Source organism: Nonlabens sp. (assembly GCF_051251825.1).
In the GTDB taxonomy this organism is placed as follows: Bacteria; Bacteroidota; Bacteroidia; order Flavobacteriales; family Flavobacteriaceae; genus Nonlabens.
The window spans coordinates 37,417-62,181 of the sequence record NZ_JBPOGG010000007.1; the positions used below are offsets into that span (position 1 = coordinate 37,417).

Consider the following 24,765-nt stretch of genomic DNA (forward strand, 5'->3'; position numbering starts at 1 on the left):
CACTCAACAAATGTTATACTACTTATTTCAATATCTAGAAGAACAGTTCCAGTTTCCTGGAGCCTCGTTGTTTGGTTTTATCACCTTTAGAGCAGCCGTTGCTTTCTTGTTATCGTTAGGGATATCAACCATTTATGGAAAACGCATTATCGCATTTTTACAGCGTCAGCAAGTAGGTGAAACAGTGAGAGATTTAGGACTTGATGGACAGGCAGAAAAAGCTGGAACACCTACTATGGGTGGATTAATCATTATAATGGCAACCTTAATTCCAGTATTGTTATTTGCTCAACTAGATAATATATATGTGGTACTCTTGATAGTAACTACTATTTGGATGGGATTAATCGGTTTTACTGATGATTATATAAAAATATTTAAGAAGGATAAAGGTGGTCTAAAAGGGAAGTTTAAAGTATTAGGTCAGGTAGGTTTAGGAGCGATAGTAGGAGCTACTATGTTTTTCCATCCTGGAATTACAATTAAGGAAGAAGTAAAAGATCCAGTTCTTGCTCAACAAATCATGGAAACGTCAGATCTTCCTGTGGCATTTGGTAAAGCTCATCAATCTACTAAAACTACTATACCTTTTCTTAAAAATAATGAGTTTGAATACACATCTTTAATCGATTGGATTGATCCTAGTCTTGCTTCATGGGCATGGTTAATTTTCATTCCTATCGTGATTATTATAGTAACAGCAGTTTCAAATGGAGCAAATCTTACTGATGGAATTGATGGGCTCGCTGCTGGAACAAGTGCGATAGCCGTTATAACGCTAGCACTATTTGCTTGGATTTCTGGTAACATCATTTTTGCAGACTATCTCAACGTTATGTATATCCCTAACTCTGGAGAAATGGTGGTATTCATCACCGCGTTTACTGGAGCACTAGTTGGATTTTTATGGTATAATACATTCCCAGCACAGGTGTTTATGGGAGACACAGGTAGTTTAACTATAGGTGGAATTATTGCTGTACTGGCTATTGCAACACGTAAAGAATTATTGATTCCAATTTTATGTGGAGTTTTCTTGATGGAGAATTTATCAGTAATGATGCAGGTAAGCTGGTTCAAATACACAAAGAATAAATATGGAGAAGGAAGGCGCATATTCTTGATGTCACCACTACATCACCACTATCAGAAAAAAGGAATTCACGAAAGCAAAATTGTAGTAAGATTCTGGATCATCGGGATTTTACTCGCAATTATAAGCGTCGTAACACTTAAACTTAGGTAATGACTTGGATGCAAGCAGAACATAAATTAAGGATCGTCATATTGGGTGGCGGCATGAGCGGTGTTGGTGCTGCTATGCTGGCAACTCAGCGTGGTCATGATGTGTTTTTAAGTGATGGTGGTGTTTTGAAAGACGCTTTCGCGAAAGCGTTACAAGACCAACATATCCCGCATGAAACTGGCGGTCACGATATGGAACAAATTCTCAATGCAGACGTGGTCGTGAAAAGTCCTGGGATTCCGGATACGGCAAACATTGTTCAAAAGATTCTCAGTGCAGGAATACCTGTAATCTCTGAAATTGAGTTTGCTTCAAGATTTACAGATGAGGTAGAGATTGCAATAACTGGAAGTAATGGTAAAACAACGGTTACTAGCCTTATAGGTCACATGCTTGAGTATGCAGATTTTGACGTAACTATAGGAGGAAATATAGGGCAAAGTTATGCAGCCCAGATTGCAGCTGGTCCAGCAGAATATCGTGTGCTTGAAGTAAGTAGTTTCCAGCTTGACGGAATCAACAAGTTCAAGCCTAAGATTGCGGTATTACTCAATATCACTCCAGACCATCTGGATCGATACGATTATAATTTTGATAATTATGTGGCGAGTAAAATGCGCATCGCCATGAATCAAGATGAAAACGATTTCTTCATCTATAATGCAGATGATTCTGCCATTCAAAACGCACTTAAAGACAATACGATTAAATCTCGATTAGTTCCTTTTTCTATGACTAGAAAACTGGAATACGGAGCTTACATACAAGACAACAATATTAATATTAACCTAGACTCAAACACATTTACTATGCCTATTCAAAATCTATCTATTAAAGGTCAACACAACACTGCAAATGCTATGGCAGCTGCAACGACTGCAAAGCTTTTACAAATCCGTAAGGAAACCATACGTCAAAGTCTAGCATCTTTCCAAGGTGTGGAACATCGTTTAGAACAGGTTTTGAAAATTAATAAGGTGCAGTATATCAACGACTCCAAGGCAACTAATGTGAACGCAACTTATTATGCGCTTGATAGTATGGAAAAACCTACGGTATGGATTGTAGGTGGTGTCGATAAAGGAAATGATTACAGTGAGTTGTTTGCACTGGTTAATAAAAATGTAAAAGCTATCGTTTGTCTAGGAGCTGATAATTCAAAAATTGTGGATGCCTTTGGTGGTTGTGTGGAACAAATGGTAGAAACATCTTCTATGGAAGATGCTGTAAGAGTTGCTTATAAACTTGCGAGTCCTGGTGATAATGTATTGTTATCTCCAGCTTGTGCAAGTTTTGATCTTTTTGAGAATTATGAAGATCGTGGGCGTCAATTTAAAAATGCCGTAAGAGCACTATAATAATGTGGATTAAGAAATACATATCAGGTGATTTATTTCTATGGGCACTCGTCCTAGCGCTTGCTATATTTTCATTTTTACCAGTTTACAGTGCTAGCAGTAACCTTGCCTACTTAAGCGGTGGAGAAGGAGATACGGCTAAATATATTATCAAACATTTCGTCCATTTAGTTCTCGGGTTAAGTATCGCTTATGCGGTTCATAAAACACCATACAATTGGTTCAAGGGATTGAGTTTGTTGTTATTGCCCTGTGTGATTTTGATGTTGGTGTACACCGCTTTTCAAGGCACAACCATGAACGGTGCAAATGCCAGTAGATGGATACGTATTCCAGTGATAGGCGTAGGTTTTCAAACCAGTACACTGGCTAGTGTGGTCTTAATGGCTTATGTAGCAAAATATTTGAGCAGTATAAAAGATAAAGTGGTCACATTTAAACAGTCTCTGTTGCCGTTATGGCTTCCTGTAGGCTTGACCTTAATATTTATTTTACCATCTAACTTTTCCACCACAGCACTTATTTTTTTAATGGTATTGATTTTATGTTTTATAGGTGGCTATCCTTGGAAATATTTATTAGGAATAATTGGAGTTGGAATTGTAGCCTTAGGACTTTTTGTGCTCACAGCCAAAGCCTTTCCCGGATTACTTCCTAATCGTGTGGATACCTGGGTTTCACGTATCGCAAGTTTTGCTGGTGAAGGAGATAATGATTCTGTATATCAAGTAGAGAAGGCAAAAACAGCAATTGCAAACGGTTACCCGTTAGGAGTTGGGCCTGGAAAAAGTACTACTAAGTATTTTTTACCTCAATCCTCTAGTGATTTTATTTATGCCATTATCATAGAGGAATTTGGTTTATTAGGTGGTTTGACTGTTCTAGCAGTCTATCTTTTATTTCTATTTAGGATTGTCGTCATCGCAAATAAAGCCGAAACGATTTTCGGAAGCTTGCTCGTCATAGGAGTCGGACTACCTATCGTTTTTCAAGCCTTGATAAATATGGGCGTAGCAGTAAATTTATTTCCAGTAACTGGACAGACCTTACCACTTTTAAGTAGTGGTGGAACCTCTATATGGATGACTTGTCTAGCAGTAGGGATTATATTAAGTGTAAGTACTAAGAAACAGACACTGCGCAATAAAGAAACTAATAACGAAGAAGAGTTGAACCCTTTAGATGTACTCAGTGAAGCCTTATAAATTTATCATATCAGGTGGTGGCACCGGTGGCCACATTTATCCAGCGATTGCTATTGCAAACGAGTGCAAGCGCCGCTGGCCCGATTGTGAAATCCTTTTTGTAGGAGCGAGCAACCGTATGGAAATGGAAAAAGTTCCAGCAGCTGGTTATGAAATAAAAGGGTTGTGGATTAGTGGATTACAGCGCAAGCTGACTTTAGACAACTTTGCTTTTCCGTTAAAAGTGACTAAAAGTTTGTGGGATGCAAGACGCATTTTAAAAAATTTCAAACCTACTGCAGCAATAGGAACTGGTGGATATGCCAGTGGTCCCTTATTGCAAATGGCAAGTATGAGAAAAATACCGTGTTTAATTCAAGAGCAAAATTCCTATCCTGGAATTACTAATAAATTACTATCAAAAAAAGTACAGAAAATATGCGTTGCCAGTACTGGGCTAGAACGTTTCTTCCCTAAAGAAAAAATAGTCCTAACTGGCAATCCTGTACGTCAAGATTTACTCGATATAGATTCTAAAAGAGATGAAGCACTAGAGTATTTCAAGCTAGATAAAGCTAAGAAAACATTACTGGTCTTAGGAGGAAGTTTAGGTGCTCGCAGAATCAATCAACTGATAGCTGCACAGCTAGAAAACATATCACAAGACGTTCAAGTGATCTGGCAATGTGGAAAGTTCTATTATGAGCAATATAAAGATCGAGCAAACTCAAATGTTCAGGTTCATGCATTTATAAGTAAAATGGACTTCGTTTACAGCGCAGCAGATTTCATAATCTCTAGAGCTGGAGCAGGAACAATCTCAGAACTATGTATTGTAGGCAAACCAGTGATATTCATTCCATCACCTAACGTGGCAGAAGATCACCAGACTAAAAACGCCATGGCAGTAGTGGAAAAAGGAGCCGGATTGTTAGTAAAAGAAGCAGATTTAGATCAAAATTTCACGACCATCTGGAAAGGATTGATTGAAAACGAGAAATTACAAAACGACCTTTCTTCACAAATCAAGCAACTGGCGTTACCAGACGCAACCACACAAATTGTTAATCAGTTAGAATCCATTATAAATGACTAGTCTGCAACACATAACACATGTTTATTTCATCGGGATAGGTGGAATAGGGATGAGTGCGCTCGCTCGTTATTTGCATGAGCAAGGAAAAGTTGTAGCAGGTTATGATAAGGTGATTACCGCGCTTACCAAGCAACTAGAAGATGAAGGAATCGATATTCATTACGATGATAATTATAATTCGATTCCACAAGAATTTAAGAATCCAGCAACGTCGCAGGTCATATTTACACCAGCTATTCCAGCAGGAATGGATGAGTTAATACGCTTTCGCGAAAGCGGAATTCCCACCATCAAACGTGCACAACTATTAGGTCAAATTTCAAGAACGATGACTTGTCTTGCTGTTGCGGGAACACATGGTAAAACAACTACGAGTGCGATACTTACTCATTTGCTTTATAAAAGTGGTGTGAAGATGACCGCATTCTGTGGCGGGATTCTAGAAGAGTTTAAGACAAATTATTTGTGCTCAGGAACTGACGTGATGGTTGTAGAGGCAGACGAGTTTGATAGATCATTCATGCAATTATCGCCAGATATTGCTGGAATCACCGCTATGGACGCAGACCATCTCGATATTTATGGAGACGTTGCAACCTTTGAACAAACTTTTCATGATTTTGCTCAATTGCTTGATGGTAAAAAGCTCATAGTTAATGAGCAAGTGGCCATCAACGGAATTAAAGTAGGGCTTGAAAAAGGAGATTATAAAGCGATTAACGTTGTTATTGCTGGAGGAGCATATCATTTTGATTTACAAATAGGTGCTGTAATTCATTCTGGTTTTTGCATGCAGTTGCCTGGAAAACATAATTTATCTAATGCTGTTTTAGCACTAGCTATGGCCATAGAATATGGAGTGGATATTGAAAAATTAAAATTGGCACTTGTAACTTTTCAAGGTGTTGAACGTAGATTCACTTATAGAGTAAATACAGAGAATCGAGTTCTTATCGATGATTATGCACATCATCCTACAGAGATTAATGCGGTACATCAAGCGGTAAGAGAAATGTATCCAGATGAAGAAGTCTTGGCTATTTTTCAGCCACATTTATTCTCTCGTACTAGAGATTTTATGGATGAATTTGCAACAAGCTTAGCGCAGTTTGATAAGCTTGCCATACTTGAAATTTATCCAGCTAGAGAATTGCCCATAGAAGGAATTAATTCTAAAGCACTGTGTAGTAAAATTTTAAACTTAGATAACAAACCTGCGATTGCAACAGTTTTAGATAAAGACGATATAGCAGAATTTGTGGAAGAGATGAATACACGAGTTGTGGTCATGATAGGAGCTGGAGATATAGGAGTGGAGATTCAAAAGTTAACCGCAAAAACTTTGAGTCATGGGAATTAAAAGCGTCTTAAAAGTTGTTTTTTGTATGGTATTGATTTTCAGTGCTTATGCTTTTGCGGGACATCGTTTTGAGAAAAGAAAAGTAAAAGATGTAACTATTTCATTTACAGATGATAGCGCGCTTTTTATATCTGAGAAAAACGTTAATAAATTGTTGATACAAAATATCGATAGCATCCAATCGGTAGCGGTAGAAAATTTAGATTTGAATAAAGGTGAATTGCGCATCGTTGAAAACGCAATGGTCAGAGCGGCAGAGGTTTCTGTTTCTCTGGATGGTAAAGTTAATATTGTAGTAGAGCAGCGATTGCCTATTGCTAGATTGATGTTGCCATCTCAAATGTATCTAGATCAAGACAATGAGCTCATGCCATTGTCTAGAGAACACACTGCTTTTGTGCCACTGGTTTATGGTTATAAAGAATCATTAAAAGAGTCGCTTTATAAACTAGTTAATTTTATTAACGACGATCAGTTTTTAAAGCCAGCAGTGACACAAGTTTCTTTTGATACAAAAGGAGAAGTCACATTGTTAATGAGAGCTCATGACTATGAGGTCTTATTAGGCACAGTAGAGGATTTAGATCATAAAGCAATGAACTATAAAGGTTTCATTGCAAAAATGGAAAAGGACAATCGCTTAAATCAAGTTAAAACGATCGACTTGAGGTATAAAAATCAGGTCGTGACTATTAAAAAGTAAGGAAATGGATCTACAAGAATATGCAGTTGGACTAGACATAGGAACCACAAAGATCGTGGCTATGATAGGTCGTAAAAATGAATACGGCAAACTTGAAATCCTAGGAGTAGGAAGATCTAAGAGCCTTGGTGTTCATAGAGGTGTAGTAAATAACATCACTCAAACTATTCAGTCTATTCAACAAGCCGTTGATCAGGCTGAGGCTGTCAGTGGTATAAAAATAAAAGAGGTTACCGTAGGTATTGCAGGGCAACACATACGTAGTTTACAACATAGCGATTACATCACGAGAGGAAATTCTGAAGAAGTTATCAATCAAAAGGATATCGATCTTCTTTGTGGACAAGTTCACAAGTTAGTAATGCTTCCAGGTGAGGAAATTATTCATGTATTACCACAAGAGTATAAAATTGATGGACAGATTGAGATTACAGAACCCATAGGAATGTATGGTGGTCGTCTTGAGGCAAACTTCCATGTAGTAGTAGGTCAAGTAGCATCCATTAAAAATATTTACCGTTGTGTAAAAAGTGCTGATCTTGATTTAAAGAAAATAACTCTTGAACCACTTGCCAGTGCAGACGCTGTATTGAGTCAAGAGGAAAAAGAAGCTGGTGTTGCACTTATCGATATAGGTGGTGGAACAACAGATTTGGCCATTTTTAAAGATGGAATCATACGTCATACAGCAGTAATTGCTCAAGGTGGAAATATCATTACTGATGATATTAAAGCTGGTTGCTCAATTATTGAAAAGCAAGCCGAGTTATTGAAAACAAAATTTGGTAGCGCATGGCCAGGTGAAAATAAAGAGAATGAGATTGTTTCCATACCAGGATTGCGTGGTCGTGAGCCTAAGGAAATTACCTTAAAGAATCTAAGTAAGATTATACATGCTCGTGTTATTGAAATCCTAGAAACTGTTTTTGTAGAGATTAAAAATTACGGACATGAAGATCCTAAAAAGCAATTAATTGCTGGAGTAGTGCTTACAGGCGGTGGTAGCCAGTTAAAGCATATCAAGCAACTAGCTGAATATGTAACTGGAATGCCTAGTCGTATAGGCTATCCTAATGAGCATCTTGCAGGAGATAGTGATGCTGAGAGTACAAGTCCAGTATTTGCAACCGCAGTAGGATTAGTAATGAAAGGATTAGAAGATAGCTATCTAGATGAACAATTAGAAGAGCAACCTGTAGAAGAAGTTGTTGAAGAATCAGCAGCTGAGCCTGAAACTGCTCAAGAACAAGAAGAAAAAGCCGCCGAAGAAGAGAAGAAAAGAGGCTTTTTTGAAAACTGGACTACTAAACTAAAAGACTTTTTAGACCAGGCAGAGTAAAAATAAAAATAAAAATAAATCTAAATCGAAACTTAAAATATAGAAGTTTAGTAAATGATTTAAGATATAAAAGAATAAAAGAGTACTTAAACCATATAAAGTAGCAGCGATATGAGTAATGAAGATTTTAACGATATAGCATTTGATTTACCATTAAATAAGTCAAACGTGATAAAAGTAATTGGTGTAGGTGGTGGTGGTAGCAATGCCATTAAACACATGTTCCAGCAAGGAATTAAAGGAGTAGATTTTGTGATATGTAATACAGACTCACAAGCGCTAGATAACAGTCCGGTACCTAATAAAATTCAGCTAGGAGTATCTCTTACTGAAGGATTAGGAGCTGGAGCAAATCCAGATGTAGGTGAGCTTGCTGCCAAAGAAAGTATCGAGGAAATACGCGCTATGCTGGATACTAATACTAAAATGGTTTTTATCACCGCTGGAATGGGTGGAGGAACAGGAACTGGTGCTGCGCCAGTGATTGCCCAAGTTTCTCGTGACTTAGATATTCTAACCGTGGGAATCGTGACCACTCCATTTAACTTTGAAGGTAAAGTACGTAACGAGCAAGCACAGCTGGGAATTGAGAAATTCCGTTCACAAGTGGACTCATTAATTATCATAAATAATAACAAGCTTAGAGAAGTGTATGGAAACTTAGGTTTCAAAGCTGGATTCTCAAAAGCTGATGAGGTTCTTGCTACGGCCTCACGTGGTATTGCTGAGGTGATCACACATCACTACACACAAAACATTGACTTACGTGATGCAAAAACGGTGCTTTCTAATTCAGGTACTGCCATTATGGGAAGTGCTCAAGCTACCGGTGCAAATCGTGCGCAGGAAGGTATTATTAAGGCACTTGATTCACCTTTATTGAATGATAATAAGATCACAGGAGCAAAGAATGTATTGCTACTCATCGTTTCAGGATCAGAGGAAATTACTATTGATGAAATAGGTGAAATAAACGACTTGATTCAGGTAGAAGCTGGTGGTGGCGCAAACATCATTATGGGTGTAGGTGAGGACGAGTCACTAGGTGATGCTATCGCTGTAACGGTAATTGCTACGGGATTTAATAAAGAGCAGCAAAACGATATTTCAAACACTGAGGCTAAGCGCATCATCCACACGCTGGAAGATGAGCAACGTGCTAGCGCAGTTTTGGAAGAATCTGCTCAAGCTATTCCAGGTAAGATTATCATGGATCTAGGAGATGAGGAAGAAGGAGATAATGGTGTTGATAACGCTTTCGCGAAAGCGGATTCACCACAACAAATCGAGGCAACAGAGCCAGCAGAACCTTTAAAAATCATACACAGTTTAGGTGAAGAAGAGCCAGAACCAATGATGCCAGCTGTGAAAGAAGAAAACATGTTAATTCCTACAACAGAGTTTATAACAAACTTGAACGTAGTGTATGAAGAAGTGCTAGATAAAGTACAACCTGAAGCATTTGTTATAAGAGATGAACAACCTGAAGTTTCCATCATGGAAATCGAAGTGGTAGAAGAAGAGGAAGAAGACCAATTTTTATTGGACTTTGATATGCCTATTTCACAAACAACTGAAGAAGAAACTGCTCCTGTTGTACATAATCTAGAAGATATCGAGGTGCATGATCCTATTAACGTAATTCCTGTAACTGATGTTTCTCCAGAAGGTGTGACTAAATACTCACTTGATGATTACATGGAAGTGGAAGAAACGATGAACCAGGCAAAACCTATGAGTCAACAACCTATTCAAGTGGCCGAAGATGAAATACAACTCATCACAAAAACAGAGCCTACAGAGCCATTACTACAAGTAGAGGTAGCCGAAGATATTTCTGAAAACGTAGATTTAACAGATTTACCTATTAATGAAGTTCTTATCAAAAATGCTGAGGAACGCAAGCGTAAATTACACGCTTACAATTTCAAATTCAAGAATTCTCATCGCATGGAAGAGATTGAAAGAAAACCAGCCTTTGAACGTCATGGAGTACAACTAGACGACTTGCCTAGCGAGTCTGACCGTTCAAGAACAACTCTTTCTACAGACGAGAATGATGAAATACAGCTACGTACTAAAAACAACTCATTTTTACATGATAATGTAGATTAAAGTATTGCTTTCCCCTAAGAGTGATAAACCCGATTTTCTTTAAATAGAATTCGGGTTTTTTTATGCATAATTTTATGGCTAGTTAGTTGTGCCATACATGGCATTTTAGGTTTAAAGAAGTGGATGCTGGCAGTCTCTATGTTTTAAAATGGTCTTTTGTCTTTAATCTTTGAGCGCAGCAGTCTTTTGTCTATTTTTATCCTCCTAAAGAAGAAAAGCTATGAGTTTAGAAAAAGATATCATGACGGCTATGAAAGAAGCCATGAAAGCTAAAGATCAAACTGCACTTGCCGCGTTACGTGCCGTTAAAAGCGAAATTTTACTCGCTAAAACATCGGGTGATAGTGGCGAGTTATCTAGTGAAGATGAAATTAAACTAGTTCAAAAATTAGTAAAACAACGCAAGGATAGCGCTCGCATTTTTACAGAACAAAATAGAGAAGACCTTTCTGAGCCAGAACTTGCACAAGCAGCTGTTCTAGAACAGTTCTTACCTGAACAATTAAGTGAAGAAGAAATCACCAAAGTAATCACTGCTATAATTGCACAAACAGGTGCTGCAGGAATGAAAGATATGGGTAAAGTCATGGGAATGGCAAACCAGCAACTCGCTGGTAAAGCAGATGGTAGAACAATCAGTACAATTGTTAAAGCACAGCTAGGTTAAGTAATACCAATAAAGATTTCTGTCTTTACAGAAATAATGGCTACGTAGCTCAGCTGAATAGAGCACTGGATTTCGGCTCCAGCGGTCACAGGTTTGAATCCTGTCGTAGTCACAATTTTATTTAAAACGCTTTAAACTAAATGTTTAAAGCGTTTTTTTATTCTACCTCGATTTATAATAAATGCATATTTATTTGATATTTAACGTTTTAAAAGTTTGAACTTACTGTAAATTAAATAATCAATTGTCACTTTTTTTGAGCACTAAATTCAATTTGAAAACTAAATGCAGATTCACAGAAATCTAAGTATGCTAAAATGCAATCCAGTTGCATTATAATTCTGTTATATTTGTATTGTGAAAATTTTTACTCTCATATTCTCATTTTATCTGCTCGCGCTCAATTTTGCGCCTTGCAGTGATGCAAATGTTGACTCTTCTGAGGATAGCACGCAAATAGAATTTTCACAAAGTGATACAGGCGATCACGACCACAATCTACTTGATATGTGTTCCCCTTTTTGTCATTGTCACTGCTGTCACGTTCACACGTTGGATTTTGGGTTAAATGTCTTAGACCTTTACCATCCAGCAGACTATAAACTTTCTACGGTTTATTTTGACAGTATAGGCAAGGATATTTCCCTTTCCCTATTCCAACCACCACGGGCATAATTCAGTTTTTATAGGATAGCTATATCCTGTTGTAATGTTTCCCTTTGGGAGATATTATTTGTTTTCGCTTTCGCGAAAGCGTACACCCATTTATTAACTGAATTAATACCACAATTAAATGATTAATAAAATCATTGATTTTTCAATCAATAATAAATTTATTATTGGGTTACTCACATTTGCACTTATCGGTGCAGGTATATGGAGTATGACACAAGTACCTATTGATGCTGTGCCCGATATTACAAATAACCAAGTACAGGTAATCACTCAATCACCTAATCTAGGGACAGAAGATATAGAGCAATTTGTAACCTATCCTGTCGAAATTGCGATGAGTAATTTGCCTAACGTTCAAGAGATACGCTCTGTGTCTCGTTTTGGGCTATCAGTAGTTACTATCGTATTCGATGACGATATTGGCACCTATTTACCACGACAGTTAGTTGCCGAAAAACTGCCCGAAGTACAAGAACAAATACCAGCAGGATTTGGAGAACCAGCTATGGGGCCTATATCTACTGGATTAGGAGAGATTTATCAATATACCCTTGAGGTAGATGATAAAATGCGTGATACATATACCGCAACAGAACTGCGTACGATGCAAGACTGGATTGTACGTCGCCAGATGTCTATGGTGCCAGGTGTGGTAGAAGTCAATGCCTTTGGTGGTAATCAAAAGCAATATGAGGTGGCTGTAGATCCTAATGAGCTCCGTGCCATAGGTATCACAATTTCTGACGTCTTTTCTGCCTTAGAAAACAACAATCAAAATACTGGTGGCGCTTATATAGAGCGTAATCATCAAGCAAACTTTATACGTGGCGAAGGTCTAGCAAGAACTACTTCTGACATCGAGAATATGGTTGTAAAAACCATAAACGGTATTCCAATTAAAGTTAAGGATGTTGGGACTGTAAATATAGGAAGCGCTGTACGTTATGGTGCACTAACTAAGGACGGTAAAGGCGAAGCCGTAGGTGGAATGATTCTAATGCTTAAAGGAGCAAATTCTAACGAGGTTATTGAGAATGTGAAGACTCGAATGGAGCAAATTCAAAAATCTCTACCAGAAGGCGTGAGCATTGTTCCCTTTCTAGACCGAAGTGAGTTAATTGCAGAGACTACTGGAACGGTAACTGGTAATTTACTGGAAGGTGGTTTAATAGTCATTTTTGTTTTAGTTCTCTTACTAGGAAACTGGCGTGGTGGTCTTATTGTAGCCTCTACCATTCCGCTATCTCTTCTTTTTGCATTCATTTTGATGAACGTTTTTGATGTATGGGCAAACTTAATGAGCTTAGGTGCTATCGATTTTGGAATCATTGTAGATGGCTCTGTAATTATTGTAGAAGCCACAGTTTTCTTGATGTATTCCTACATCGTTAAAAAACAAGAAGTTGATAAGAGTAACGCTTTCGCGAAAGCGGAAAACAGAAAATCACTTAATGACGAAATAGCTGCAAAGGCATCCAAAAAAATGATGAATGCGGCCTTTTTTGGTCAGCTCATTATACTTATTGTATTTCTTCCTATTCTAGCTCTAGAAGGAGTTGAAGGTAAAATGTTTCAACCTATGGCGCTCACATTCATTTTTGCAATGATCGGTGCAATGATATTGTGTCTTACTTATGTCCCAATGGTTTCGGCATTATTCTTACGAGTGCCTAAGAACGATAAAAAATCATACGGAGATAAATTAGTCCATTGGGTAGAACGTAAGTACGAACCGCTTCTCACTAAATCCCTTAGCAAAGGAAAGATAATTGTAAGTGTTGCTGTTGCACTTTTTGCGGTTGCCATTTTTGCCTTTACAAGAATGGGTGGAGAATTTATACCACAATTAGATGAAGGTGATTTAGCATTTCACGCTATTTTAAAACCGGGAAGTTCACTTACTGAAACTATCGAAACCACAACAAAGATTGAACGTATTGTAAAATCTGAGTTTCCAGAGGTAAAAACCATTATAAGTCGTATAGGTGTTGCAGATGTGCCTACAGACCCAATGCCTATGGACATTGCAGACGTATTTGTGATTTTAAAACCTAGTGATGAGTGGACATCTGCTAGTTCAAAAGAAGAATTGCTGGACAAAATGAAGGAAGCTGTAAGCATTGTGCCTGGTGTGAATTTTGAATTCACTCAACCTATAGAAATGCGATTTAATGAACTGCTCACAGGAGTGCGTGAAGATGTTGCAATAAAGCTTTTTGGTGAAGACCTAGATATATTAGCAAGCAAAGCTGAAGAGATGGGCAAAATTATTGCAAGCGTTCCTGGTGTGGCAGATATGAAGGTGGAAGCGATAGACGGTTTGCCTCAAATCACTGTAAACTACAATCGCAATAAACTGGCACAATATGGGCTTGACATCAATCAGCTTAATAGTGTGGTTCAAGCCTCATTTGCTGGTGGCAAAGCTGGTGTAATATTTGAAGGAGAGAAAAGATTTGACCTTGTTGTGCGGTTAAAAGCAGAAAACAGGACAAGCATCAATGACATTCAAAACCTATTTATCAATTTGCCTTCAGGAGTTCAAATCCCCTTAAAGGAAGTGGCAAACGTTTCTTATGAACCTGGACCTATGCAAATAAGTCGTGATAATACAAATAGAAGAACGTATGTAGGTATAAATATTAGAGGTCGCGATGTAAAATCTGTTGTAGAGGATATACAAGTAAGACTGGATGAGCAATTTGAATTGCCTCCTGGCTATTTCTTGCGCTATGGCGGTGCATTTGAAAATTTAGAACGCGCTAGCAATCGCTTACAAACTGTTGTGCCTATTGCACTCTTACTCATTTTTATTCTTATCTATTTTGCATTAAAATCATTTCCACAGACTTTAATGATTTATCTCGCAATTCCTATGGCAACTATTGGTGGTGTGTTTGCCCTATGGTTACGTGATATGCCATTTAGTATATCTGCAGGTGTTGGTTTTATTGTGCTCTTTGGAGTTGCGGTTCTTAATGGACTTGTTATGATAAGCGGTCTTAATGAGCTTAAAGAAGAAGGCATCACTAATTTAAGAGACAGGATTGTAGAAGGTACAAAGCGTAGAATACGACCTATTATGCTTACCGCATTGACAGACATCCTTGGGTTTTTGCCTATGGCCATATCATCATCTGCTGGTGCAGAAGTGCAGCGACCACTAGCAACCGTAGTTATAGGTGGATTATTAACCTCTACCTTACTTACACTGTTTATTCTTCCTATTTTCTATCAATGGGTAGAAAAGCGTTCGGAACGCAAATTGAAGCTTAATCCACACTATGTAACTGCCACAGCAGTTGTCTGTTTATTGTTTATCATACCAAGTGCAAAAGCGCAAGAAGTGACGAGTAGAACGGATACAACTATTATACAGCGAGAAAACTATCCAGAGATTGTTTTAGATAGCGCAGTAACATTGGCAAAACAGAACTACCCTTCATTGCAAACTGGTAAACTAGAAATAGAACGCCAAAATGTACTCAAAGCTAGTGCATATGATTTGGGAAACACGCAATTTTTCACTGGTGGAGAAGAAATAGCAAATGGTCAGGGAATTTATACCTTAATAGGAATCGGACAGCAGAATATTGACTTACTTGGTATTGGTGCAAAAAAGCGATTGCAAAAACAACGTATTGCACTCGCTGAAGCCGCTTATAATCTTACAGAGCTTCAGGTTACTCAAGAAGTAAAAAATGCGTGGTCAGAAGCTTTTCAGCAAAAACGTAAGATGAAACTCTATAAGGAACTAGACTCTATTTATAGTCAGTTTTCAAAAGCAGTCCAACTTAATCTGGAAGTAGAGGCCATCTCACGATTAGAATTTGCCTCTGCAAAAAATCAGGCATTGCAAATTAAAAATAAGTATCAACAAGCGCAACGAGATTATACCATAGCATTACAGAAATTAAATCTCTGGTTAGGTTCAGAGATTATTTATACAGTGCCCGATGACTATCAATCTAATGTCCTTGGTTCCTATTTAAATAAGAATGTAAGTCAGCATCCAGAACTATTGCTTTCGCGGAAGCGTGTAGAAGAAGCCGAAGCTAATTATGATGTAGCACGAGCAAACTTGTTACCTACATTTAATTTACAAGGTGGCATACAGCAAGTAAATGGAAATAGTGGATTTTACACCTATCAAGCAGGTATTTCAATACCTCTTTTTTCAGGTTCTGATAAAAGTCGAGCTAATGCTGTAAAAATTGAAAGCCAAATCGTTACCGCTAATGCTGATTTTAAAGAGCGGCAGATTGAATCGGAATATCAACAAGCGGTACAGGCCTATCAAAAGTGGGAAGAAGCGTGGCAATTTTACAAAAATGAATCCTTACCACTTGCACAAGAGCAACGTAAAGGAGCATTACTAGCCTATCGGGAAGGCGCGGTAGATTATGCTGCATTTACTCAGATTATTCGTGATGCTATCCAAACAGAAATGGACGCGCTAGAAGCATTAGACCAGTATTTAACCGCATTATTCAAACTTGAATATTATACCCTATAAAAATGAAAAACTTAAAAACAAATAAATGGATTGGGCTGTTATTGCTCGTTATAACAATGACAGCTTGTGGAGACACAAAAAATGAAACGTCTAAAAAGGGTGATGAGCATTCGGAATCTGAATCTAAACATAGCGATGGTGAACATAATGAAGAAAATCACGCTGAAGGCGAAGAAGTAATGTTAACTGCAAGACAGTACGAAGCCTTGCAAATGTCTATAGATACATTACAAACGCGCAGTATGAGTGGTTATGTAGAGGCTAATGGACGGCTAGAAGTGCCACCACAAAATGAGGCAACCATTACAACTGTAATAGGAGCAAATGTTGTTTCTATCGAAGTTATAGAAGGAGATGAAGTTAAGAAAGGGCAAGCTGTTGCTTACATATCGCATCCTACTATTATTGAGAAACAAACGATGTATCTTAACGCATATAGCAATAGTCAGTTTCTAAAAAAATCATTCGATAGACAGAAAACCCTTTATGATGCTGGTGTAGGTAGCGGTGCTAACTTTCAAAGCGCAGAAGCTGAATATAAAGCCTCGCTTGCGATGGTAAATGGACTTGAAGCGCAATTAAAGCAACTTAATATTAACGCTTCTGGTGTCAGAAATGGAACGATTTATCAGCGTGTAGCGCTACGCAGTCCCATTGAAGGATTTGTGCAAAAAGTAGAAATCAAAACTGGTCAGTATGTAGAACCACAAACAGACTTAATGGACATAGTAAACACGCATCACGTTCACGCAGATCTGATGGTTTTTGAAAAAGATGTCTATAAAATTGAGAAAGGACAAAAAGTAACGTTCAACGTTCAATCCATCCCTGGAAAGCAACTAACAGCAGAAATTTACTCGATAAGCAAAACTTTTGAGGAAAACCCAAAAGCACTGCACGTGCACGCAGAAATAGAAAACAAGGCTGGAAACCTTATTCCTGGAATGTATATTCAAGGACGTATTCAAACGGATAATTCAACTACTATGGCATTTCCAGAAAGTGCGATATCTATTGAAGGAGAAAAAGCTTTTGTTTTCAAAGCTATAAAAGAAGGTGATGACTGGAGCTTTGTCCCTGTAGAGATTATAACAGGAGCTAAAGATGGAGATTGGATAGCAGTTAGCTTTCTGAAAACCAATAAAAAAGACGAGCAATATGCTATGAATAATGCCTATTACATAATGGCCGAAATGAAAAAAGGAGAAGCAGAACATAGCCATTAAAAACTATCAAATGACAGAAATAGAAAAAACATTAGAAAATCATCAAGTCCGTCCTACGGCGATGCGCATTTTGATTTATAAGTACTTGGCAGAAAAGGAAATCGCAGTAGCGTTAACAGATATTGAGTCCGCTTTCGCGAAAGCAGAACGCACCACACTATATCGCACACTCAAAACCTTTGAAGAAAAGAAAATTGTGCATCAAATAGATGATGGTACAGGCATTTCAAAATATGCTCTATGCGAAAGTGGCTGCAACTGTGAGATTGAACAAGATTTACACTTGCATTTTCATTGTAACAATTGCAACGAAACGGTGTGTCTTACGGAACATAAAATCCCTCAAATAAAAGTGCCTGATGGGTTTGTTTCAGAAAATGTAAACCTAGTCGTAAAAGGTATATGCGACAAATGCAGTGGTCAATAAATGCACTTCCATTGCACTAGTTATTAAACTACTTTTATCCAAAATCAATGGATATGAGGTTTAATATTAAAATACCAAAACATCTAAAACAGGCATATAGTAAAGAATTAGAGTTGTACCGCAATAATTTGGTAATGGAACAATTTGCAATTGCTTGGTATCATTTAGAAAGGAGTCATATTATAGGTCAATCGTATCCAATTGAGCATACCTATTCACATTTGTTAATGTTGAAATTTGGGTTTATGCAGAAAAATACTAAAGAAGTATTTGGTCAAATAATTAGATTAATCGTTGGTGGTTGGAAGTCGTTTATTAATCACGTGCCACTAGGAAATACAGGAGGTTCAAATGTGCCACCATTAAAACGTATGCCTATACCAAATGACATAATTAACTTATTCAATATTAAATGAAAAAGAAAAAATTAAACTTAAGAGATATAGACGCGCAGAAACATTCAGGAGAGCACAGCCACGATGATGGTCACAATCATAGTAGTCCAGAAAGTGTTTCAAAATTCAAGACCTATGTACCTGCGATATTCAGCTTTGTAATGCTTATGATAGGTATTGGAGTTGATTATTTTGACGCTTTACCATTTTTCAAAGGATGGGTGAGAATTGTATGGTATACAGTGGCGTATATCCCTGTTGGCTTTCCAGTAATTAAAGAAGGATGGAACAGTATCAAAAATGGAGACTTTTTTACAGAATTTTTATTAATGTCCATCGCAACTTTGGGCGCATTTGCCATAGGTGAATATCCAGAAGGTGTGGCAGTGATGCTTTTTTACGCTGTAGGTGAATTATTTCAGGCAGCCGCGGTAAATCGTGCCAAAGGAAATATAAAAGCACTGCTAGATGTGCGACCTAATGAAGCACTGGTCCATCGCAATGGCAATTTTATTTCTGTAGATCCTGAAACGGTAGAAATAGGTGAAAAAATCCAGGTGCGTGTAGGTGAAAAAGTACCTCTTGACGGAATATTACTTTCAGATAAAGGTTCCTTTAATACCGCTGCGCTTACCGGCGAAAGCAAACCAGATACCGTTCAAAAAGGTGCGTCTGTATATGCTGGAAGTATCAATCTGGACGGTGTCATTGAGATGGAAACCACTAAAGAATTTAAGGACAGTTCTATTGCGCGTATTCTAGATATGGTACAGAATGCCACAGCTCGTAAATCTAAAACTGAATTATTTATTAGAAAATTTGCTCGCGTTTATACGCCTATTGTAGTTTTCTTAGCGGTAGGTCTCACATTACTTCCTTACTTTTTTGTAGATGATTACGTTTTTAGAGATTGGTTATATCGAGCTTTAATCTTTCTTGTAATCTCTTGTCCTTGTGCATTGGTAATCTCTATTCCGCTGGGATATTTCGGTGGATTGGGTGCTGCATCTCGCAACGGAATCCTGTTTAAAGGTGCATCATTTTTGGATGCGATGACCAAGGTAAATACCGTAGTAATGGACAAAACAGGTACAGTTACAAAAGGTGTTTTTAAAATTAAGGAAGTTGTAAATGATTCCGCTTTCGCGAAAGCGGACTTTATGAAATACCTAATGGCAATGGAAGAGCAATCCACACATCCCATCGCCAAAGCCATAATGGAATACAAAGCCGAAGGTGCCGACTATGAAGCTACAGAAGTATCTGAAATTGCTGGTAAGGGATTAAAAGGAAGTGTAAATGGGAAAACCGTTTTGGTAGGAAATAAAGCATTGATGACTTCAAATAGCATAGATGTTCCTGCTGAAACCGATAGCATTATTGAGTCCATCGTGATGGTGGGTATCGATGGCAAATTTGCTGGCTATGTTACCATTGCCGATGAACTGAAGGAAGATGCCCATCAAGCGATTAAACAGATCAGGGAATCTGGAATTTCAAAAATTATAATGCTCTCTGGCGATAAGGATTCAATTACCCAACAGGTTGCTAAAGAATTAGGCATTGATTGGGCAAAAGGTGGTTTGTTGCCAGAAGATAAGCTTAACGAAGTAGAAAAGCTTAAAGCACAACCGGATACAAAAGTCGCTTTTATAGGAGATGGTATCAACGATGCACCAGTTTTGGCAGCAAGTGATGTTGGTATGGCAATGGGTGGTCTAGGAAGTGACGTCGCTATAGAAACTGCAGATGTTATTATTCAAAATGACCAACCTTCAAAGATTGCGCGCTCCATAAAAATAGGACGTTCTACCAGAAGTATTGTTTGGCAAAATATTGTTCTAGCCTTTGGCGTAAAAATTATAGTTCTCATTTTAGGAGCTGGTGGACTAGCCACAATGTGGGAAGCCGTTTTTGCAGATGTAGGTGTTGCCTTGCTTGCAATTTTAAATGCTGTTAGATTACAGAAGATGAAGTGGGGTTAAATCTTTGCGAGGAAGCATTATTCATAATCATTGATTTTGAGAGAATTAAGTTAATATCATCATTCAAAAAGTTTGAACTCTGTCTCTTCGAGGTCACTAAAGTACAATGCCTGTAAGAATGGAACTAATATCATTGAACGCAGGATCAAATAATCATCTACTTTAATTATGCAAGATCAAGAAAGACATTATATCAATCGCAGTGGATGGTTAAGAGCTGCCGTACTGGGCGCAAATGATGGAATACTTTCAACAGCCAGTATTATCATAGGAGTTGCCGCTGCTAGTAGTACTAGAGAACCTATTTTACTTGCTGGAGTGGCTGGTTTAGTCGCAGGAGCATTATCCATGGCAGCTGGTGAGTATGTTTCTGTAAGTTCACAAACAGATATTGAGAAATCAGATCTAGAAAGAGAACGGCAAGAACTCATTGATATGCCAGAGGAAGAACTTATCGAGCTGGCAAAGATTTATGAAGAACGAGGATTAACACCAGAAACAGCTCTGGAAGTAGCAAAACAATTAACTGCTCATGACGCTCTTGGAGCTCATGCTAGAGATGAATTAGGAATCCATGAAATGACTGAGGCAAAACCGTTGCAAGCGGCATTCTCATCGGCAATTGCGTTTACGATTGGTGGGTTTTTACCTGTATTAGTGGCTTATCTAGCACCATTGAAAACTATGGAATATACGCAGTATGTGTTTGCGATATTGTTTCTAGTTGTTTTAGGAATAGTTGCCGCTCGTGCTGGTGGTTCTAATATACTCAAAGCCGTTCTAAGAATTACCTTATGGGGAACTCTCGCCATGGGAGCAACTGCGTTGATAGGATATTTGTTTGGTGTGAACTTGGCTTAAATACATAATGTAATTCTAGCTAAAGGATTATGTTAAAAAAACGGTGAATCCTAGTCACTAGAATTACTAATTTGCTAACTGAATTATTTTACAGAACAGCTAGAAGATCCTTCTTTCTTGATGCCTAGTTTTTGTAAAATAGTCTCCAGTAAACACCACTTGGTAAATGCAGACTGGATTAAATTAACTCCTATAAAGACTGTAAACCACATCCAGTGTGGACTTACATAAACGGTAAGCACCACACTAAGTAGCACCATAAACCCCACGATAATTCTGAAATATGTATTAAGCATAATATTCTTTTTTATTTATAATTTTTCTTTTCTATCATGTAATATACTAGTGGGACCACTAGTAAAGTCAGTACCGTAGAAACGATTGTTCCACCCATAAGAGATATCGCGAGACCTTGGAAAATAGGATCAAATAATATCACAAATGCACCTATCACTACTGTTCCAGCGGTAAGTAGGATAGGAGTAGTACGCACTGCTCCAGCCTCTATGGCTGCTTGCTTGAGAGGAACACCTTCTTCAGTTCTTAGATTGATAAAGTCTATGAGGAGTACAGAGTTCCGTACCATGATACCAGCTAGGGCAATCATACCTATAAAAGAAGTTGCTGTAAAAAATGCGCCCATCATCCAGTGACCTAAAATGATACCTATTAGGGATAGCGGTATCGCCACCATCATGACAATAGGTGCTTTAAAATTTTGGAACCATCCTACAATAAGAATGTAGATTAAGATAAGTGCACCGCCAAAAGCAATTCCCAAATCTCTAAACACCTCAAGTGTGATTTGCCATTCTCCATCCCATTTCACGGTATAATCATCTTCAAAATCGGGTTGACCTAGATACATTTCATTTACCGTGTAACCTGCTGGCATAGAAATATCTTTTAACTTTTCTTCCATTCCTAGAATCGCATAAGCAGGACTTTCTAGTTCTCCAGCCATGTCTGCCATAACATATACCACACGTTTTTGGTTTTTACGGTAAATACTTTTAGGGCTTGTTCTCTCACTTATATCTACTAAATCTGCAATAGGAATCATCGTGCCTTGATTTGAGGCTACGCGCAATTGGGAAATATCCTGTACGGTAGATTTTTCTTTTTCATCCAGTGCGAGAACCAGTCCTACTTGCTGCACGGCATCTTCATCATAGAGGTATGTTACAGGTCTGTTAGATAATGCTAAGTGCATAGTATATGCAATTTGCTGTGGTGCAACTCCGTAGAGCATTGCTTTTTCTTTATTAATCGTAAATTGATATTCAGTCTGGTCGTGTTCTACCATCCAGTCTATATCCACGACATCATCTGTGTTTTTTAAGATGTTTTGAACCTCATATGCAAGAATAATTTGCTGTTCATAATCTGGTCCATAGATTTCTGCAACTATGGTGGATAGTACTGGTGGTCCTGGTGGAACTTCTACCAGTTTTACGTTTGCGTTATATTTTGCGGCTATTTTTTGAATATCTGGTCGCAGCAAACTGGCTATATCGTGACTTTGAGCGGTACGTTGCCCTTTATCGATCAGGTTCACTTGAATGTCTGCCATGTTACTTCCACCACGTAAGTCGTAGTGGCGTACTAAGCCGTTAAAAGTAATAGGAGCAGACGTTCCTACATAGTTTTGATAATTCACAACCTCTGGTCGCGTGGCTAGGTATTGCGCAATTTCTTGAGCAACTACACCAGTACGTTCCAGAGTCGTTCCTTCAGGCATGTCTATGACTACTTGGAACTCATTTTTATTATCAAATGGAAGCATTTTTACAGCAACTGAGTTTGTGAAAAACAATCCCATGGTAGCTAGTAACACCACAAAAGTTCCGATTAAAAATAACCAGCGTTTTGCGCTACTTTCTATAAGAGGACGTTCTAGTTTGTTATAAACTCTATAGATAAGAGTTTCTTCTAGTGGTTTCTCTGCTTTCGCGAAAGCGTTATCCTCACCATTTTTACTACTCCTTTTCTCTTTTTCTCTCAAAAAGATCAACCCTAAATAAGGTGTAATCGTCAACGCTACAAAGAGTGATAGAATCATTGCGATAGAAGCACCTATAGGCATAGGTGCCATATATGGACCCATTAAACCAGATACAAATGCCATAGGTAATACCGATGCAATTACGGTAAACGTAGCAAGAATGGTAGGGTTTCCTACTTCATTAATAGCATAAAGTGCGGCGTCTTTAAAAGGCAGCCGTTTCATCTTGAAATGCCGGTGCATATTCTCTGCTATAATTATGGAATCATCCACGACTATTCCAGTAACAAACACGAGTGCAAATAGTGTGATTCTATTCAAGGTGTAGTCGAGCATGTAATAGCTCAGCAAGGTTAATGCAAACGTAATAGGAACTGATAAAAACACCACCAGTCCACCACGCCATCCCATGGCAAGCATTACTACAAAAGTCACAGCAATAATAGAACCTATGAGGTGCAATAATAATTCAGACACTTTTTGAGAAGCTGTTTCACCATAATTTCGGGTAATTTCTACATGAACATCATCTGGAATTAGAGTTTTGCGCAGGTGTTCTACTTTGGCAATAATAACATCAGCTATTTTCATAGCATCGGCGCCTTTTCTTTTTGCTACAGATAGTGTCACCGCAGGATATTCTGATAAGAAAGTTGCTTTCTTATCGCTTCCTTGACCGAATCCTAGACTCACATAACTTTGTGGAACCTCAGGTCCGTCTATAATTTGAGCGACTTGTTTTAAATATATGGGCTGATTTTGTTGCACACCTACCACGAGATTTTCTACATCTCTCACACTGGCTAGGAAACTGCCCGTGTTTACTATGAATTCAGTATCATTTTTATCAAATGTTCCAGCGCTCAGTTGGGCATTATTTGCCTTTATCATTTTAGAAACCTGCATGAAGTCCAGACCGCTACCAGCAAGTTTTTCTTTGTCGAGCACCACACGCAGTTGACGTTCTCTTCCACCTATTTTATGAGTGATGGCTACATCGTTTACTTTTTTGATTTCGGCTTCCAGTTCTTGTGCTATTTGGCTTAACTGGTAATCGTCATAATTTTCGCTCCATAAAGTTAAACCCAGCATGGGAACATCATCAATCGCACGAGTTTTAACTAGCGGCATGGTTACACCTTCAGGCATTTGGTCCATGTGCTTGTTAATTTCATTATATAGTTTTACAAAACTGCGCTCAATATCCTCGCCTACATAAAACTGGACAATCACCATTCCTTGTTCTTTCATGGACGTAGAATAAACATATTCTACTCCTTTTATATTTGAGATAAGTTGCTCTAGTGGTTTTATCACACGAGACTCAACCTCAGTAGGGCTTGCGCCAGGATATCCCACAAATATGTCTGCCATAGGCACATCTATTTGAGGCTCTTCTTCACGAGGTATTAAAAATGAAGCATAAACTCCTATGACCATAAAAACGATCATCAAAAGTACCGTAAGCTTTGAATTCATAAAGACCTTGGCAACCTTACCTGCTATTCCTTCTTTCATTTCATTATATTTTTAGTATCTCAAACGAGATTATCTGTATTGTTTTGGGCGTTTTAACAGGCTATCCGTTTCAATCTTTTTGAGGCACT

Annotated in this window: 18 protein-coding genes and 1 tRNA gene; 17 read left to right on the plus strand and 2 right to left on the minus strand. The window is 38.1% G+C overall.

Going from position 1 to position 24,765, the window contains the following annotated elements:
- The first annotated feature begins 10 nt into the window (after positions 1–10).
- The 17 genes from mraY to ACSHWW_RS10000 all read left to right on the plus strand — a co-directional run bounded on the left by mraY (position 11) and on the right by ACSHWW_RS10000 (position 21,153).
- On the plus strand, positions 11–1,246 hold the full coding sequence (mraY, locus tag ACSHWW_RS09920) for a phospho-N-acetylmuramoyl-pentapeptide-transferase (protein WP_435682295.1): 1,236 nt from the start codon (positions 11–13) through the stop codon (positions 1,244–1,246).
- The gene (gene murD, locus ACSHWW_RS09925) at positions 1,246–2,604 is read left to right on the plus strand and encodes a UDP-N-acetylmuramoyl-L-alanine--D-glutamate ligase (RefSeq protein ID WP_435682296.1); all 1,359 of its coding nucleotides are present in this window, start codon (positions 1,246–1,248) and stop codon (positions 2,602–2,604) included. The genes mraY and murD overlap by 1 nt, the downstream gene beginning before the upstream one ends.
- A 2-nt stretch (positions 2,605–2,606) precedes the next feature.
- Entirely contained in the window at positions 2,607–3,809 is a 1,203-nt protein-coding gene (locus ACSHWW_RS09930) for an FtsW/RodA/SpoVE family cell cycle protein (protein WP_435682297.1), read from the plus strand.
- The gene (murG, locus tag ACSHWW_RS09935; RefSeq protein WP_435682401.1) at positions 3,796–4,884 is read left to right on the plus strand and encodes an undecaprenyldiphospho-muramoylpentapeptide beta-N-acetylglucosaminyltransferase; all 1,089 of its coding nucleotides are present in this window, start codon (positions 3,796–3,798) and stop codon (positions 4,882–4,884) included. The genes ACSHWW_RS09930 and murG overlap by 14 nt, the downstream gene beginning before the upstream one ends.
- The gene (gene murC, locus ACSHWW_RS09940) at positions 4,877–6,244 is read left to right on the plus strand and encodes a UDP-N-acetylmuramate--L-alanine ligase (protein WP_435682298.1); all 1,368 of its coding nucleotides are present in this window, start codon (positions 4,877–4,879) and stop codon (positions 6,242–6,244) included. The genes murG and murC overlap by 8 nt, the downstream gene beginning before the upstream one ends.
- A complete protein-coding gene (locus ACSHWW_RS09945; RefSeq protein WP_435682299.1) occupies positions 6,234–6,947 on the plus strand; it encodes a cell division protein FtsQ/DivIB in 714 nt (237 codons plus the stop codon). Before murC ends, ACSHWW_RS09945 begins: the two co-directional genes overlap by 11 nt.
- Positions 6,948–6,951: 4 nt before the next feature.
- Positions 6,952–8,286 carry a cell division protein FtsA gene (gene ftsA, locus ACSHWW_RS09950; RefSeq protein ID WP_435682300.1) on the plus strand — a complete coding sequence of 445 codons (1,335 nt, stop codon included), beginning with the start codon at positions 6,952–6,954 and terminating at the stop codon, positions 8,284–8,286.
- Positions 8,287–8,397: 111 nt separating this feature from the next.
- On the plus strand, positions 8,398–10,401 hold the full coding sequence (gene ftsZ / locus ACSHWW_RS09955) for a cell division protein FtsZ (protein ID WP_435682301.1): 2,004 nt from the start codon (positions 8,398–8,400) through the stop codon (positions 10,399–10,401).
- 220 nt (positions 10,402–10,621) lie between these two features.
- Positions 10,622–11,068: a GatB/YqeY domain-containing protein gene (locus ACSHWW_RS09960; protein WP_435682302.1), complete on the plus strand. Its 447-nt coding sequence runs from the start codon at positions 10,622–10,624 to the stop codon at positions 11,066–11,068.
- A 38-nt stretch (positions 11,069–11,106) separates the two neighbouring features.
- Positions 11,107–11,180: transfer RNA gene (locus tag ACSHWW_RS09965), tRNA-Arg, on the plus strand.
- Between the two features lie 245 nt (positions 11,181–11,425).
- On the plus strand, positions 11,426–11,743 hold the full coding sequence (locus ACSHWW_RS09970; RefSeq protein ID WP_435682303.1) for a DUF6660 family protein: 318 nt from the start codon (positions 11,426–11,428) through the stop codon (positions 11,741–11,743).
- A 118-nt stretch (positions 11,744–11,861) separates the two neighbouring features.
- Entirely contained in the window at positions 11,862–16,259 is a 4,398-nt protein-coding gene (locus ACSHWW_RS09975; RefSeq protein WP_435682304.1) for a CusA/CzcA family heavy metal efflux RND transporter, read from the plus strand.
- 2 nt (positions 16,260–16,261) lie between these two features.
- Positions 16,262–17,485, plus strand: a complete 1,224-nt coding sequence (locus tag ACSHWW_RS09980; RefSeq protein ID WP_435682305.1) for an efflux RND transporter periplasmic adaptor subunit — start codon at positions 16,262–16,264, stop codon at positions 17,483–17,485.
- Between the two features lie 10 nt (positions 17,486–17,495).
- Positions 17,496–17,912 carry a Fur family transcriptional regulator gene (locus ACSHWW_RS09985; RefSeq protein ID WP_435682306.1) on the plus strand — a complete coding sequence of 139 codons (417 nt, stop codon included), beginning with the start codon at positions 17,496–17,498 and terminating at the stop codon, positions 17,910–17,912.
- 53 nt (positions 17,913–17,965) lie between these two features.
- A complete protein-coding gene (locus ACSHWW_RS09990) occupies positions 17,966–18,328 on the plus strand; it encodes a DUF3703 domain-containing protein (protein WP_435682307.1) in 363 nt (120 codons plus the stop codon).
- A complete protein-coding gene (locus ACSHWW_RS09995; protein ID WP_435682308.1) occupies positions 18,325–20,292 on the plus strand; it encodes a heavy metal translocating P-type ATPase in 1,968 nt (655 codons plus the stop codon). The genes ACSHWW_RS09990 and ACSHWW_RS09995 overlap by 4 nt, the downstream gene beginning before the upstream one ends.
- 168 nt (positions 20,293–20,460) lie before the next feature.
- Positions 20,461–21,153 (plus strand): VIT1/CCC1 transporter family protein, encoded by a 693-nt coding sequence (locus tag ACSHWW_RS10000; RefSeq protein WP_435682309.1) that lies wholly within the window; start codon positions 20,461–20,463, stop codon positions 21,151–21,153.
- Between the two features lie 83 nt (positions 21,154–21,236).
- Here the strand turns inward: ACSHWW_RS10000 and ACSHWW_RS10005 are convergent, their stop codons facing one another.
- Together ACSHWW_RS10005 and ACSHWW_RS10010 are read right to left on the minus strand one after the other, a co-directional pair.
- Positions 21,237–21,449: a YgaP family membrane protein gene (locus tag ACSHWW_RS10005; protein WP_435682310.1), complete on the minus strand. Its 213-nt coding sequence runs from the start codon at positions 21,447–21,449 to the stop codon at positions 21,237–21,239.
- Between the two features lie 11 nt (positions 21,450–21,460).
- Positions 21,461–24,676 (minus strand): efflux RND transporter permease subunit, encoded by a 3,216-nt coding sequence (locus ACSHWW_RS10010; protein WP_435682311.1) that lies wholly within the window; start codon positions 24,674–24,676, stop codon positions 21,461–21,463.
- Positions 24,677–24,765 lie beyond the last annotated feature (89 nt).

Bases quoted from the DNA above. Each gene is read 5' to 3' on its own strand.
- mraY (WP_435682295.1), top strand. From the start codon at position 11: ATGTTATACTACTTATTTCAATATCTAGAAGAACAGTTCCAGTTTCCT.
- murD (WP_435682296.1), top strand. From the start codon at position 1,246: ATGACTTGGATGCAAGCAGAACATAAATTAAGGATCGTCATATTGGGT.
- ACSHWW_RS09930 (WP_435682297.1), top strand. From the start codon at position 2,607: ATGTGGATTAAGAAATACATATCAGGTGATTTATTTCTATGGGCACTC.
- murC (WP_435682298.1), top strand. From the start codon at position 4,877: ATGACTAGTCTGCAACACATAACACATGTTTATTTCATCGGGATAGGT.
- ACSHWW_RS09945 (WP_435682299.1), top strand. From the start codon at position 6,234: ATGGGAATTAAAAGCGTCTTAAAAGTTGTTTTTTGTATGGTATTGATT.
- ftsA (WP_435682300.1), top strand. From the start codon at position 6,952: ATGGATCTACAAGAATATGCAGTTGGACTAGACATAGGAACCACAAAG.
- ftsZ (WP_435682301.1), top strand. From the start codon at position 8,398: ATGAGTAATGAAGATTTTAACGATATAGCATTTGATTTACCATTAAAT.
- ACSHWW_RS09960 (WP_435682302.1), top strand. From the start codon at position 10,622: ATGAGTTTAGAAAAAGATATCATGACGGCTATGAAAGAAGCCATGAAA.
- ACSHWW_RS09975 (WP_435682304.1), top strand. From the start codon at position 11,862: ATGATTAATAAAATCATTGATTTTTCAATCAATAATAAATTTATTATT.
- ACSHWW_RS09980 (WP_435682305.1), top strand. From the start codon at position 16,262: ATGAAAAACTTAAAAACAAATAAATGGATTGGGCTGTTATTGCTCGTT.
- ACSHWW_RS09985 (WP_435682306.1), top strand. From the start codon at position 17,496: ATGACAGAAATAGAAAAAACATTAGAAAATCATCAAGTCCGTCCTACG.
- ACSHWW_RS09990 (WP_435682307.1), top strand. From the start codon at position 17,966: ATGAGGTTTAATATTAAAATACCAAAACATCTAAAACAGGCATATAGT.
- ACSHWW_RS09995 (WP_435682308.1), top strand. From the start codon at position 18,325: ATGAAAAAGAAAAAATTAAACTTAAGAGATATAGACGCGCAGAAACAT.
- ACSHWW_RS10000 (WP_435682309.1), top strand. From the start codon at position 20,461: ATGCAAGATCAAGAAAGACATTATATCAATCGCAGTGGATGGTTAAGA.
- ACSHWW_RS10005 (WP_435682310.1), bottom strand. From the start codon at position 21,449: ATGCTTAATACATATTTCAGAATTATCGTGGGGTTTATGGTGCTACTT.
- ACSHWW_RS10010 (WP_435682311.1), bottom strand. From the start codon at position 24,676: ATGAAAGAAGGAATAGCAGGTAAGGTTGCCAAGGTCTTTATGAATTCA.